This window comes from Streptomyces sp. YPW6 (genome assembly GCF_018866325.1).
Classification (GTDB): domain Bacteria; phylum Actinomycetota; class Actinomycetes; order Streptomycetales; family Streptomycetaceae; genus Streptomyces.
Genome location: NZ_CP076457.1, coordinates 710768 through 724745 on the forward strand (window position 1 = coordinate 710768; position 13978 = coordinate 724745).

General features: G+C 71.5%; 9 protein-coding genes. 6 read left to right on the top strand and 3 right to left on the bottom strand.

Annotation, left to right across the window (positions count from 1 at the left end):
* The first annotated feature begins 191 nt into the window (after positions 1 to 191).
* The 3 genes from KME66_RS03195 (at position 192) to KME66_RS03205 (ending at position 3885) form a co-directional block, all read left to right on the top strand.
* Positions 192 to 608: an SsgA family sporulation/cell division regulator gene (locus KME66_RS03195; protein ID WP_073226523.1), complete on the top strand. Its 417-nt coding sequence runs from the start codon at positions 192 to 194 to the stop codon at positions 606 to 608.
* A gap of 216 nt (positions 609 to 824) precedes the next feature.
* Positions 825 to 2456, top strand: a complete 1632-nt coding sequence (locus KME66_RS03200) for an ABC-F family ATP-binding cassette domain-containing protein (protein WP_216318695.1) — start codon at positions 825 to 827, stop codon at positions 2454 to 2456.
* Between the two features lie 454 nt (positions 2457 to 2910).
* Positions 2911 to 3885 (top strand): acyl-ACP desaturase, encoded by a 975-nt coding sequence (locus tag KME66_RS03205; RefSeq protein WP_073226526.1) that lies wholly within the window; start codon positions 2911 to 2913, stop codon positions 3883 to 3885.
* Positions 3886 to 4101: 216 nt separating this feature from the next.
* Here KME66_RS03205 and KME66_RS03210 read toward each other — a convergent pair whose 3' ends face one another.
* Together KME66_RS03210 and KME66_RS03215 are read right to left on the bottom strand one after the other, a co-directional pair.
* A complete protein-coding gene (locus tag KME66_RS03210) occupies positions 4102 to 4356 on the bottom strand; it encodes a WhiB family transcriptional regulator (RefSeq protein ID WP_073226530.1) in 255 nt (84 codons plus the stop codon).
* A 106-nt stretch (positions 4357 to 4462) separates the two neighbouring features.
* Positions 4463 to 5257 (bottom strand): VOC family protein, encoded by a 795-nt coding sequence (locus KME66_RS03215; protein ID WP_216318698.1) that lies wholly within the window; start codon positions 5255 to 5257, stop codon positions 4463 to 4465.
* 322 nt (positions 5258 to 5579) lie between these two features.
* Between KME66_RS03215 and KME66_RS03220 the strand changes: the two genes are divergently transcribed.
* On the top strand, positions 5580 to 7799 hold the full coding sequence (locus KME66_RS03220; RefSeq protein WP_216318701.1) for a DEAD/DEAH box helicase: 2220 nt from the start codon (positions 5580 to 5582) through the stop codon (positions 7797 to 7799).
* Positions 7800 to 7837: 38 nt separating this feature from the next.
* Here KME66_RS03220 and KME66_RS03225 read toward each other — a convergent pair whose 3' ends face one another.
* A complete protein-coding gene (locus KME66_RS03225; protein WP_216318704.1) occupies positions 7838 to 8911 on the bottom strand; it encodes a multicopper oxidase domain-containing protein in 1074 nt (357 codons plus the stop codon).
* A 317-nt stretch (positions 8912 to 9228) separates the two neighbouring features.
* Between KME66_RS03225 and KME66_RS03230 the strand changes: the two genes are divergently transcribed.
* Positions 9229 to 11733, top strand: coding sequence for a ThuA domain-containing protein (locus KME66_RS03230; protein WP_253208221.1), 2505 nt, complete (start codon positions 9229 to 9231; stop codon positions 11731 to 11733).
* Complete coding sequence (locus tag KME66_RS03235; RefSeq protein ID WP_253208222.1) at positions 11730 to 13970, top strand: family 16 glycoside hydrolase; 2241 nt, start codon at positions 11730 to 11732, stop codon at positions 13968 to 13970. The genes KME66_RS03230 and KME66_RS03235 overlap by 4 nt, the downstream gene beginning before the upstream one ends.
* The last annotated feature ends 8 nt before the right edge of the window (positions 13971 to 13978 follow it).

Sequence of the window (13978 nt, forward strand, 5' to 3'; positions counted from 1 at the left end):
CCACGGGTCGGGGCCCGTCCAGGGTGCGTCGACGCGGAACGGGCAGGAGAGCCGGGGTGCGCGGGGTACGGGCAGGAGCCGGACGCATCCGGTGACGCAGCTCACGCCTCGCGCCGGTGCACGAATCGAGGAGTTCCGTCGTCTACTCCAGTGCCGGGAACCGTTCACCCAGCCGCAAGAGGGAGCAGGTCTTGTCCAGCGTTATCGAGCAGTCCGTGCAGGCTCGCATGGTCGCGTCCGCACCACGGATGGAGACCCTGCCCGCCGTGCTCAGCTACGACCGCCGGAACCCGTTCGCCGTCCGCATGGTGTTCCCGGCCCCGGCGACCCTCGAAGGCACCGAAGTCTCCTGGGAGTTCTCCCGGGAGCTGCTGACCACCGGGGTGGACTCCCCCGCCGGCCAGGGCGACGTACGCGTTCGGCCCTACGGGTTCCAGCGGACCGTCCTGGAGTTCCACGCCCCCGAGGGCATCGCGATGGTCCACGTGCGCACCGAGGAGCTGCAACTCTTCCTCCAACGGGCGCAGGAGCTGGTTCCGGTGGGCGACGAGCACCGGTATCTGGACCTGGACGGCGGGCTGACCGATCTGCTCGGCGGTGCCTGCTGACGCCCCGGCCGTAAATCCGGTTGCCGGGCCCGCGCCCCGGCCCTACCTTCGGAGACGTCCCTGTTGTCGTCGATCGGAGTAGGACGTTGCTGATCTGAGGTCCTGTGCACACCGTGCAGCGCCCGCCGCGCCCTGTCGTGGCCCGGAGCGCCCGTGTGCGATCTCAGCTTCCTCCAGCCGTCCTCACCCGTTCCCGACGTACAACAGGGGTTTCTCTTGTCTGCCACTGGCACCCGTATCAGCTGTACCTCCCTCTCCTTCTCCTGGCCCGACGGCACCGAGGTCCTCACCGACGTCGATCTGGCCGTGGGCCCCGGCCGCACCGGACTGGTCGGGCTCAACGGCTGCGGCAAGTCCACCCTGCTGCGGCTGATCGCTGGTGAACTGGCCCCGGCCTCCGGCACGATCAGGATCCGCGGCGAGCTCGGCCATCTCCCGCAGTCCGTCGTCCTGGACACCGCGCTGCGGGTCGAGGAGGTACTCGGGGTCGCCGAGCGGCGCGCGGCGATCGCCGCCGTCGAGTCGGGGGACGCCCGGTCCGGACACTTCGCGGTGATCGGGGACGACTGGCACGTCGAGGAGAGATCCCTCGCGACGCTGGACGGGCTGGGCCTGGGACACATCGGGCTCGACCGCACCGTCGGGGAGATGTCCGGCGGCGAGTGCGTGCTGCTGCGGCTGGCCGCGCTGTTGCTGGACCGGCCCGGGGTGCTGTTGCTGGACGAGCCGACGAACAACCTGGACGCGTACGCCCGTCGGCGGCTGTACGACGCGCTCGACGCCTGGACGGGGGCACTGCTCGTCGTCAGCCACGACCGGGAACTGCTGGAGCGGATGGACCGGATCGCGGATCTGCGCGAGGGCTCGGTCACCTGGTACGGCGGGAATTTGTCGGCGTACGAGGAGGCGCTCGCCGTGGAGCAGGAGGCGGCGCGGCGCACGGTGCGGGCCGCCGAGTCCGACGTACAGCGGCAGAAACGCGAACTGGCCGCCGCGCACGTCACGTTGGCCCGCCGCAAGCGGTACGGGCAGAAGATGTGGGACACCAAGCGGGAGCCCAAGGTCGTGATGGGGCAGCGCAGGCGCGCGGCCCAGGTGTCGGCCGGCAAGCACCGCATCCTCCATACCGAGCGGCTGGCGGCGGCCGAAGAGCGCCTGGACGAGGCGGAGTCGGCGGTGCGGGAGGACGAGGAGATCCGGATCGAGCTGCCGGACACCCGGGTCCACCCGGGCAGTGAGGTGCTGTCGCTGCGCGATCCGGTGCCGCCGTACGGGCCGCCGTTGCACGGTGAGTTGATGGTGCGGGGCCCCGAGCGGATCGCGCTGACCGGGCGCAACGGGGCGGGCAAGACGGCCCTGCTGCGGACGATCGCGGGCGAGCTGACGCCCCTCTCGGGGGAGGCGACGCCGTGGGTGGCGACGGGATTCCTGCCGCAGCGGCTGGATGTGCTGGACGAGGCGTCGTCGGTGGCGCGGAACGTGGCGCGGGTCGCGCCCGGCCGTACGGAGAACGCGGTACGGGCCCGGCTGGCGCGGTTCCTGTTCAAGGGGGCGGCGGCGGACCGCCCGGCCTCGACCCTGTCGGGCGGGGAGCGGTTCCGGGCGACGCTGGCGATGCTGCTGCTGGCCGATCCGGCGCCCCGGCTGCTGCTGCTCGACGAGCCGACGAACAGCCTCGACCTGGCGAGCGTGCGGCGGCTGACCGAGGCGCTGGAGGCGTACGAGGGGGCGCTGATCGTGGCGAGCCATGACGTGGCGTTCCTGGAGTCGATCGGGATCACGCGGTGGCTCCGGCTCGACGGCGGGCTGTGGGACACGAGCGCGGAGGCGGTGCGGGAGGGGCGGTGAGGGGGGCCGTCGGGGCGGCGCCCGCGGCGGCGGCGAGGAGCGGCCGCGTCCGGACCGGGGGAAGGCGGGCTGCGGAAGGAACGCATCGGGAGTCGGGCCGCTGCTGACCGGCGCGGTGGTTCCCACCGGGTCCGGGCGGGATGGTTCCCACCGGGTCCGGACGGGATGGTTCCCACCGGGTCCGGGACGCGCGGGTCGCCCGCGCCCCGGTACCGGCGCTTCCGCCCCGGCATCCCGGGGCGGAACCGCTGAATCCGGAAAGCTGAGAGCCCCTGCGGAAGGGGGCGGGGGAAGCCCCCGACGCATCCTTCACACACCCGTTCGCCTGCGGAGATGACCCTGTGTAGCCCTTCTCTGTCGGGAGCGGGCTTGGCTTTGCCCTTACGGTCGCCTTAACCTACGGTCTCGTAACCTACGAAGCCGTAGGTAATTCTCCCGTCCCCAGGAGCTCCCCGTGACGATCACCTCTCCCCACCTCGGCAGTTCGAAGGCGTGGACCGACGCCCAACTGCTGTACGCGCTGGAAGAGGTGGTCGAGAAGGAGCTCAACCGCCATCTCAAGGTCGCCAAGGACTGGATGCCGCACGAGTACGTCCCGTTCTCCGACGGCCGGAACTTCCCCGGTGTCTTCGAGGACGGCGAGGCCTGGGCGGCGGACCAGTCCAAGGTCACCGACATCGGCAAGACCGCTCTCGTGGTGAACCTCCTCACCGAGGACAACCTCCCCAGCTACCACCACGAGATCGCCAGCCTCTTCGGCCGCGACGGCGCGTGGGGCACCTGGGTGCACCGCTGGACCGCCGAGGAGGGCCGCCACGGCATCGTGATGCGCGACTATCTCCTGACCTCGCGCGCCGTGGACCCGGACAAGCTGGAGCAGTTCCGTATGGCGCACATGGCGGAGGGCTTCGAGTCGGACAACCGGCACTCGATGCTGCACTCCGTCGCCTACGTCGCCTTCCAGGAGCTGGCCACCCGCGTCTCGCACCGCAACACCGGCCACCAGTCCGGCGACCCTGTCTGCGACCGGATGCTGGCCCGGATCGCCACCGACGAGAACCTTCACATGGTCTTCTACCGCAACCTCCTGGGCGCCGCCTTCGAGCTGGCCCCGGACCTGACCATGCAGGCCGTGCGCGACGTCGTCGTCAACTTCCGGATGCCCGGACACGGCATGCCCGGCTTCGAGCGGGCCGCCGCGCAGATGGCGATCGGCGAGATCTACAACATGCGCATCCACCACGACGACGTGATCCAGCCCGTGCTGCGCTTCCTGAAGGTCATGAGCATCGACGGGCTCGGCCCGGAGGGCGCGAAGGCCCAGGAGGAGCTCGGCCTCTACATGGGAGGGCTGGACTCCGAAGCGGCGAAGTTCGACGAGAAGCTCGCCGCCCGCAAGGCCCGCCTGGCGGCGCGCGGCCGCGCCTGACCTCCTCCTCGCCCCTCCCCCGCCCCGGCAGCTGGGGCCCTCGGCCCGGGGGCGGGAATCCCACCGCGCCCGCGGCTGCCCGGCCACCGGGCCGCCGTCGTCGTGTGCGGTGCGGGCGGCGCGCGGTGACGCATCGGTCTCGGCTCGGCGGGGCCGGGGCCGGGGCCCGACCGGGTGTCCCAGGGGTTCACCGGGCTTGCGTGCCGCCCGGGAAGGTCAGCCGCGCCCGCGTCCTTCTCTGCGCAGCCGCTCGCGCTCCTTCTCCGAGAGCCCGCCCCAGACGCCGAACCGCTCGTCGTTGGCGAGTGCGTACTCCAGGCAGGCCGGCCGGCCCTCGCAGGCGTTGCAGAGCTGCTTGGCCTCGCGCGTCGAGCTGCCCGGGGCGGGGAAGAAGAAGTCGGGCCCGGCCTGCGCGCACAACGCGGTCTCCTGCCAGGCGAGTGCGTCGTCGGTCACGGTGTTGATCAGCATGGGACACACCCTGCCGGGTGGCGATAAACAACCGATCAACGATTCATCAATCCGGGAAGGGCGCCCCGCTCGTCCGGAGGGGCGCCCCGCTGCCGGAGCCTCGCAGCTACTGCCTCGGCTCGGGCTTCATGACCGCGAAGACCGCCCCGTACGGGTCGGCGACGTTGGCCATCCGGCCGACGCCGGGCACCTCCATGGCGGCCAGCGTCTCCCTGCCGCCGTGCCGCTTCGCCTCGGCCACGACGGCGTCGACGTCGGCCACGGAGAAGTAGGGCAGCCAGTGGGGGCCGCGGGCGGCCTCGGACGGGACGTCGCCCATCCGGACCAGACCGCCGAAGGAGGCGTCGGGGCCGGCCCCGGCCGGATGGACCGTGGTGTAGGTGTAGTCGGAGCCCTCCACCTTCATCGTGTCGGTGCCCCAACCGAAGACGCTGTGGAAGAACGCGGCAGCCGCCGGGACGTCGGGGGTGTAGAGCTCGGCCCAGAGGAACGCGTTCGGCTCCTGGATCACGCCGAAGCCGGGGTGCTCCTTCGGCTGCCACACCCCGAAGTACGCGCCTGCCGGGTCCGTGAACCCGCCCATGCGGCCGAAGTCGAGGACGTCCATCGCCTCGAACGCGGCGCTGCCGCCCGCCTCGGCGATCGCCCGGGCGGTGGCGTCGACGTCCGGCGACCGGAAGGACACCGACCAGGCGCTCGGCGCCTCCTCCTCGGAGACCGTCATCACCCCGCCGACGTACCGCCCGTCGAGGGTGAGCATTCCGTAGCCTCCCACCTCGGGGCCGCCCGGGATCAGGTCCCAGCCGAACAGTGCCCGGTAGAAGGCGGTGGCCCCGTCGAGATCGGGAGTGCCGAGATCGACCCAGTTGGGTGCTCCGTCGAGGAAGGTGGGGCTGATCATGGCGTGCTCCTCAGTCGGTCCGGGTGATCCTGCTCGTCGGGTCCTGCCGGGTGGTTCCCTCCGTGTCGAGTCTTGCACCGGGCACTGACAGCCGCAGTCCGTGCGGGGCCGGCCGGGGCGTGGTCCGCCGACGGTGGTCGCGCCCGCCGTGCGGCCCAGGGTAGGCAGTGCCCGGCTGCCGGGCCGAAGCATTGCACCGGCGCGTCGCAGGCGGCCGGGGCGGAGCGGCCGGGGGTGTCGGCGGGGCGTGACACGATGGCGGGAAGGCCGGAAGAGCGGGGCCCCGGGCGGTGGGACGCCGTCCGGGAGGAGAAGGACGCACATGAAGCAGAGCGGGGCGGCGGGCGGAACCGGCGCGCGCGGGGCCGCCGGTGGATCGGTGCCCACCGGCGGCGCGGCCCGTGAGCTGCTGGCGCGGGCGGAGCGGCTGCTGGAGAGCGCCCGTGCCGTCCCGGCGGACCGGTCGAACGCCGTGGCCGCCGTACGTTCCGAGCTCGATCCGCTCCTCGACGCCCTGGTGAGCGGCGAGTTGGCCCGTATCCCCGTCTCCCGGCTCAAGGACGTCACGGAAGGACGCCTGCGGCTCGGTGCGCTGGAGCAGGCCGGATTCGGCACGGTCGGCCAGGTCCACGGCACGGACCGCTACGCGCTGCGCCAGATCCCCGGGGTCGGGGCGCACACCGCCGACCAGGCGCTGGCCGCCGCCGGGCAGATCGCCCACGCGGTGCGCGACACCGTCTCGGTGCGGATCGACGTGGACGCCCCGGACGACACGAGCACCGCGCTGGTGATCGCCCTGCACCGGCTGGTGGTGGCCGGCGCCGACGCGCGGCGCGCGGTGGACGCGGCCCGTCGGCTGGCCGAACGGCTGGGCCCGCCGGTCGAGATGGCCGCACCCGGCGGGAACCGGCTGCGGATGCTGTTCGCCGGGCGGCGGTCCCGGGCCCGGGTGCGGGAGGCGCTCGACGCCGTGCGGTCGGCCGTGGCCGACGCGGTGGAGCGGGAGCTGCCGGTGCTCTTCGCGCAGGCGTCGGCCGATCTGCTGCGCTCGCCGGTGTCCCCCGCCGAGGCCTGGGTGGACTTCGAACTGCGGTCCGCCGAGTACTACAGCCTGCTCGCCGAACTGTCGGGCAGCGACCCTGACCGGGACGCCGCCGAGGGGTTCCTGCCCGCCGGGATCGCGGACCGGGTACGGGCGCTGCGGCTCGACGACACGCGTCTGCGGGTGTCGCTGCGCGGCTACCAGGCTTTCGGGGCGCGCTTCGCGCTGGCGCAGAAGCGGGTCATCATCGGGGACGAGATGGGTCTCGGGAAGACCGTCCAGGCCATCGCGGCCCTCGCTCATCTCGCCGCCCGGGGCGAGAGCCACTTCCTCGTGGTGTGCCCGGCGAGCGTGCTGATCAACTGGACCCGGGAGATCCGGGCGCGCTCCACCCTGCGCGCCGTTCCGGTGCACGGGGCGGAGCGCGTGGCGGCGTTCGCGGACTGGCGTGCGGAGGGCGGGGTGGCGGTGACCACCTTCGACGCGCTGCACCTGCTGCCCGAGGCGGCGGCGGCCGCGGTACGGCCCGGGATGCTGGTGGTGGACGAGGCGCACTTCGTGAAGAATCCCGAGACCCGCCGGTCGCGGGTGGTCGCGGGATGGGCGGAGCGGGTGGAGCGGGTGCTGTTCCTGACCGGCACCCCGATGGAGAACCGGGTGGAGGAGTTCCGCAGTCTGGTGCGCCAACTGCGCCCCGAACTCGCGCCGTCGGTGAGCACGACGCACGGCGCGGCCGGTTCGCGGGCCTTCCGCAGGGCCGTGGCCCCCGCATATCTGCGCCGGAACCAGGTGGACGTGCTGGCCGAGCTCCCGGCGCTGGTCCACGTGGACGAGTGGGAGGAGTTCGGGCCCGAGGACCGCGTGGCCTACCGGGAGGCGGTCGCATCGGGGTGGTTCATGCGGATGCGCCGGGCCGCCTATGCCGTGCCCGGGACCTCCGCCAAGCTGGAGCGGCTGCGCGAACTGGTCGGTGAGGCGCGGGACAACGGCCTGAAGGTGGTCGTCTTCTCCTCCTTCCGCGAGGTCCTCGCGACGGTCGGCGACGCCCTGGGACCGGACGCCTTCGGGCCGCTCTCCGGGAGCGTTCCGCCCTCCCGGCGGCAGGAGCTGGTCGACGCCTTCTCCGCGGTGGAGGGGCATGCGGTGCTGCTGAGCCAGATCCAGGCGGGCGGGACCGGGCTGAACATGCAGGCCGCCTCCGTGATCATCCTGTGCGAGCCGCAGATCAAGCCCACGCTGGAGCACCAGGCCGTCGCCCGCGCGCATCGCATGGGGCAGGTGCGCACGGTCCAGGTGCACCGGCTGCTGGCCGCGGACAGTGTGGACCAGCGCCTGGTGGAGCTGCTGGCCCGCAAGGACCGGCTCTTCGACGCGTACGCCCGGCGCAGCGACCTCGCGGAGGCCGCCCCGGACGCGGTCGACGTCTCCGACGCCGAGCTGGCCCGGCGCGTGGTCGAGGAGGAGCAGCAGCGCCTGGCGGGCGACACGCATCGCCCGTGACCGGGCCGCCCCGCCGGAGGGCCCCGTGGCGGACGGCGTCAGTGCCGGTGCTCCCCCGCGTCCGCCCCGGTGCCCTTCGCGACGGCCCCGTCCGCGCCCGGCTCGCCGGCCCCATCGGCGGTCTCCCCGGCCTGCTTCGCTGTTCCTCCGGCCGCGGCATGGTGCGGATCGTACCCGGGGATCGTCCCGTCCGGCTTCTTGATCAGCAGCAGTCCCGCCATCCCCATGTCGGAGTGGCTCTGGACATGGCAGTGGTACATCCACGCCCCCGCCCCCACGCGTTCGCCGGCGATGATCTGGAGGCCGAAGGAGTCGGCGGGGCCGCAGATCTTGTTGTCGATCACCCGGCTGGGGTCGTCGGGGCCGGTCAGGATGCCGGTCCGGTTGTCCGCCCAGCGGTGACCGTGGATATGGAAGGTGTGGTAGTACTCCCCGTGCGTGATCATCACGAATTCGAGCCGATCACCCACGGTGGCCTCGAAGTTGACACTGTTGTGGGCCGTCCTGTTGTTGATCGTCATGTCGTTGAAGACGACCGTGCAGGTCTGGTCGGGCAGGATGTCGCCCTTGCGGCGGACCACGACCGGCCCGTAGAGCCCCTTGCGGATGCCGCCGGTGCCGTGGTCCGTGCCGACGACATGGTCGTGGTAGTGCCAGTAGCCCGCGCTGCCCGGCTCGTAGGTGCCGTCGCCGCGGCGGCGCGGGGCGTGGGTGCGCCAGGTGTAGGTGCGGGTTCCGCCGGGCTCGACGTGGCTCCTGTTCATCCGGGTGCCGTCGTTGGCGATGTCGTAGTCCACACCGTGCACATGGAGGCTGGCGTCGACGTCGGTGAGGTTCTCGAACTCGATGTGGACCGTGTCGCCCTCGTTCAGCTCGATGAGGGGCCCGGGGATCGATGCCTTGCCCTTCTCGAAGCCGTAGCCCAGCTCGCCGTTGGGCAGCTTCTCGGCGTACATCCTCAGTCGGCGCACGACGCCGCCCGCCGGGGCCGTGCGCGGCGGGTTCTCGGCCGAGCTCGCCTCCACCGCTCCGAGCGACAACGATGTCACCCCGGTCGTGGCGACCGCCGCGCCGCCGACCAGCATCCGCCGGCTGAAGGTCCTTCGGTCCATGTCGAACTCCCCACTGCGATAAGGAAACTGGCGAAGCCGCCGGTGCGGGACAGCGCTCCCGGGATCCCCGGAACGGGCCACACCGTAGCCGGGGCATCTCCGTTTATCCACACCCAGGACAAAGTTCGTCCGATTGCCGCCGTAGCTCTTGGCGGGCCGCGAAAAGAGGTCTAACTTCGTGCGCTGTCGCAGTGGGTCGAGAGCCGGAGGGCCACGCACCGGCGGATCAAGTGCCTCTCGAACCACCGCTCCTGATGAGACGTGAGCAAGCCACAGTCACCGAGAGGTGCAGTGACCACAGAGGGGTGGGTGACCACATGCAGCGCGCATCACATCACCGGTCCAGATCACGACGCGGCCTCGCGGCGGCCGTGGCGGCCGGCGCACTGACCGTGTCCATGCTGGGCGGCGGAGGCACGGCGAGCGCCGATGCGTCGCCGGACCGGGCTCTGGTCGAGAAGATGGCGACAACGTTGTCCCTGCCGTCTCCGCCGGGCGCGAAGAGCCAGGTGAAGGTGCTCGTGTTCCACGCGTCGGCGGGTGACGAGGCCCCGTACACCAACGCCGGGATCGCGGCGATCGAGAAGATCGGGCTCACCGGTCCGGAGGCCCGGCGGTTCACCACCGTGGCCACCGCCGATCCGAGGGTCTTCACCAACGGCAAGCGGCTCGGCTCCTTCCACGCCGTCGTCTTCCTGACCGGCGGGGGCGACGTCCTGGACCCGGAGCAGGAGGCGGGCCTGGAGGCGTACATGGAGGCGGGCGGCGGCTTCCTCGGGATCCACGACGCGGCGCGCACCGAGCCGTACTCCGACTGGTTCACCGGTCTGATCGGGGCCCGTCCGGCGGCGGACAGCCCGGCGTCCGTCCAGCGGGCGACCGTGGAGATCGGGGACCGGGTCCACCCGGCGACGAAGAACCTGCCGCTGGAGTGGAAGCGGCCCGACCAGTGGATGAACTGGACGAAGAACCCGTCCGGCGACGTCCACACCGTGGCACGCGTACGGGAACTGACGTACAAGCCGGGTGCGAGCGCGGGCGGCTGGGACCACCCGGTCTCCTGGTGCCGTGACTACGACGGCGGCCGGTCCTTCTACACCGCGATGGGCGGTACGGCGAACAGCTTCGCGGAGACCGACTTCCGCGACCATCTGCGCGGCGCGCTCTCCTGGACGAACCGGACCGCGCAGGCCGACTGCACGGCGACGATCACCTCCAACTACACGGCCGAGCGGGTCACCCAGCCCAACCAGCCGGGCCAGAACGACCAGATCGGCGAGCCGCACGGGCTGGTGACCGCACCGGACGGGCGGGTCTTCTACATCGGGCGCGGCGGGGCCGACAGCTCCCGGCCGGTCGTCACCGACTGGGCCGACCCGGACGTCGGCAAGGGCAAGGGAGAGGTCCACGTCTACGACCCGGAGACGAAGGAGGTCACCCTGGCGGGTGAGCTGGACGTCTTCGGCAACAAGGGCGGTGGCGACGAACTCGTCAAGAACGAGGAGGGGTTGCTCGGCATCGAGCTGGACCCCGGCTTCGCGTCCAACGGCTGGGTCTACCTGCACTACACGCCGCACGCGAAGATCGACCGGGACAAGCGCACGGCGGTCCGGCAGGTCTCCCGCTTCACCTTCGACTCCGCGACCGGCAAGCTCGACCTGGCCTCCGAGAAGGTGCTGCTGGGCTGGCCGGTGCAGATCCACAGCTGCTGCCACGCGGGCGGCGGCATGGCGTGGGACTCGAAGGACAACCTGTACATCGCGACCGGCGACAACAACTCCTCCGGTTTCAGCGGTGGTTACTCCGGCAACAACCCGCAGCCGAACTACCGGGGCGTCTCCTTCGCCGACGCGCGGCGCACGGCGGGCAACACCAACAACCTCAACGGGAAGATCCTGCGGATCCACCCCGAGGACGACGGCACGTACACCCTGCCCGAGGGGAACCTCTTCACCGGCGAGGAGCCGGACGAGGGCGGCGGCAAGACGCGTGGCGAGATCTACGTGATGGGCGTGCGCAACCCGGCCCGGATCTCCATCGATCCGTCGACGGACACGCTGTACGCGGGCTGGGTCGGCCCCGACGCGGGCTCGCCGTCCACGACCTGGGGTCCGGCGAAGTACGACACGTTCGCCGCGATCACCAAGGCGGGCAACCACGGCTGGCCGTACTGCATGGGCAACAACCAGCCCTACCGTGACCGCAATCTGCCGGACCCGGCGAAGCCGCTGGGCTGGTACGACTGCGACGCCCCGAGGAACGAGTCGCCGAACAACGACGGCCTGGTGAAACTACCGCCGGTGACCCCGAACACCATCTGGTACTCGCCGCAGGGCGGCGGGATCGACTACCCGCGTGACGCCGACGGCGTACCGAGCTACCGGCAGGAGGAGGGCAAGCAGCTGCTGCCGTGGCTCAAGGGCGGCGGGCAGGCCACGATGAACGGCCCGGTCTACCGGTACGACGCGCAGAGCACGTCCACCGCCAAGTGGCCGGCCTACTGGGACGGCAAGTGGTTCGTCGGGGACTTCTACGACGGCACGCAGCCCCGGCACGCGGTCCTCACCGACCCGAAGACGGTCGGCAAGGGCGGACTGCCCACGCACGCCGAGTCGCTGAAGAAGATCATTCCGGTCGGAGCGGACGGTATCCGCAATCTGATGGACTGGAAGTTCGCACCGGACGGTTCGCTCTACGTGCTGGACTACGGGCGCGGCTTCTTCACCTCCGACTCCAAGTCCGCGCTGTGGCGCGTGTCGTACCAGGGCGGCGGCGCGACGCCGGCCGCCGCGGATCTCGTCGGAAAGGCGGCGGTGAAGTGAGAAACTCCTCCTCCCTCGCACGCGGGCGGCATCGTCCGCCGGGCTTCTGGGTGGCGCTGCTGGCCGCCCTGCTGATGGTCCTCGGACTGACCTCGACGGCCGCATACGGCAAGGGCGGCGACGGTCCCGGGGCGAAGGCCGCCGACCAGGTGCTGACCTGGACCGCGGGCGATCCGATCGACCACTATCTGTCCGCGCCGAAGACGGCGGTGGCCGGCCGGGCGACGATCGTCTTCGAGAACAGCACGGCCACCGGCAACACGACGAGCATGCCCCACACGCTGACGTTCAGCGTGTCGGACCCGGAGTTCAACAACGACGTCCAGCTCAACATCCTGGCCAACCCGGGTGACTCCGAGGGCGGCCGGCACAGCGTGGAGGTCACGCTGTCGCCCGGCCGGTACTTCTACCACTGCACGATCCCCGGCCACGGCCAGATGCAGGGCATCCTGACCGTCACGGAGGACGGTGGCGGCGAGGACACCGAGGCCCCCGCGACCTCGGCCGAGGTCGCGGGCGACCGGAACGGCGACGGCGCGTACATCGGCCAGGCCACGGTGACCGTCGAGGCCACCGACGCGGGCTCCGGCGTCGACACCGTCGAGTTCGCGCTCGGGGCGGACGGCGCGTGGCAGCCGTACACCGCGCCCGTCGTGGTGAGCGAGGTCGGTGACCACACGGTCCGCTACCGGGCCACCGACAAGGCGGGCAACACGGCCGGGGAGAAATCCGTCGACTTCGCGGTGGCGGCCCCGCCGACCGACGACGAGACCCCGCCGGAGACCTCGGCGACCGTCTCGGGCGAGCAGGACGACACGGGCGCGTACCTGGGCATGGCCACGGTCACCGTGACCGCGTCCGACACCGGATCCGGCGTCAACACCATCGAGTACGCGCTCGGCGCGGACGGCGCGTGGCAGCCGTACACCGCACCGGTGATGGTCCACGAGCTGGGCGAGCACACCGTGCGCTACCGGGCCACCGACCGGTCGGGCAACGTCGCGGAGGCGAAGTCCGTCGGCTTCACCGTGGTCGAGCCGCCGTCGCAGGACCGGACGGCTCCCGAGACCTCGGTGACGGTCGAGGGCGACAAGAACAGCGACGGCGCGTTCATCACCAGTGCCCGGGTCACCGTCACCGCCACCGACGACGACTCGGGCGTGGACAAGGTCGAGTACAGCCTCGACGGCGGACCGTACCTCGCGTACACCACCCCGGTGATCGTCGACCGGGTGGGCTACCACACGATCGCCCACCGGGCCACGGACAAGGCGGGCAACACCTCCGAGGCGGGGAAGGCGTCGTTCACCGTCGCCCAGGGCGGCGGGGTCCCCGCACCGAACTGCGCGGAGTTCGACGAGCGGCACACCGTCTTCGTCGACACGATCGACACGGGCGTCCCGAACCGGATCACCCGCAACCGCTGCACGATCAACGAGCTGATCGAGGACGAGAAGGACTGGTCCTCCCACGCGCTGTTCCTGAAGCACGTGACGGCGGTCCTCGACCGGCTCAAGGCCGACGGTGTCATCGACCGGCGCGAGCGCAGGGCGATCTACCAGGCGGCCAAGCAGTCGGGCATCGGCAAGCCGGGCCAGTCGGAGGGCTACACCAAGCTCTTCGACGGCACGGCGGCCTCGCTCGCCAAGTGGAGCCACGTGGGCGGCGGCGCGTTCGGTCTGAACGAGGAGGAGGGCTCCATCACCAGCTCCACCACGGTGGACGGCATGGGCATGCTCTGGTTCCCGGCCCGGGCGTACGGGGACTTCTCACTGAAGCTCCAGTGGCGGGACGACGCCCCCGGCTCGGGCAACGCCAACGGCGGGGTCTTCGTCCGCTTCCCCCAGGTCCACGACCACCCGGAGGAGTCGCGTCCGGAGTGGGTCGCCATCAAGTACGGCCATGAGATCCAGATCAACGACCGGCCGGACGGCGACATGTACAAGACCGGTTCGGTGTACGGCTTCGACCGGGTGGGGCTCGGCGGCGCCGGGGTCACGCCCAAGGGCACCTGGAACGACTACGAGATCAAGGTGGTCGACCAGCACTACGAGGTCTACCGCAACGGCGTCCTGATCAACGAGTTCGACAACACCCGCGGTCAGCTCTTCGAGCCGCCGCGGGGTGACGACCCGGGCACCGACGGCCGGCGGTTCGCCTCCGGGTACATCGGGCTCCAGGTCCACGGCGTCAGCGACGTCATCTCGTACCGCGACATCCGCATCAAGGAGCTGTAGGCCGTCAG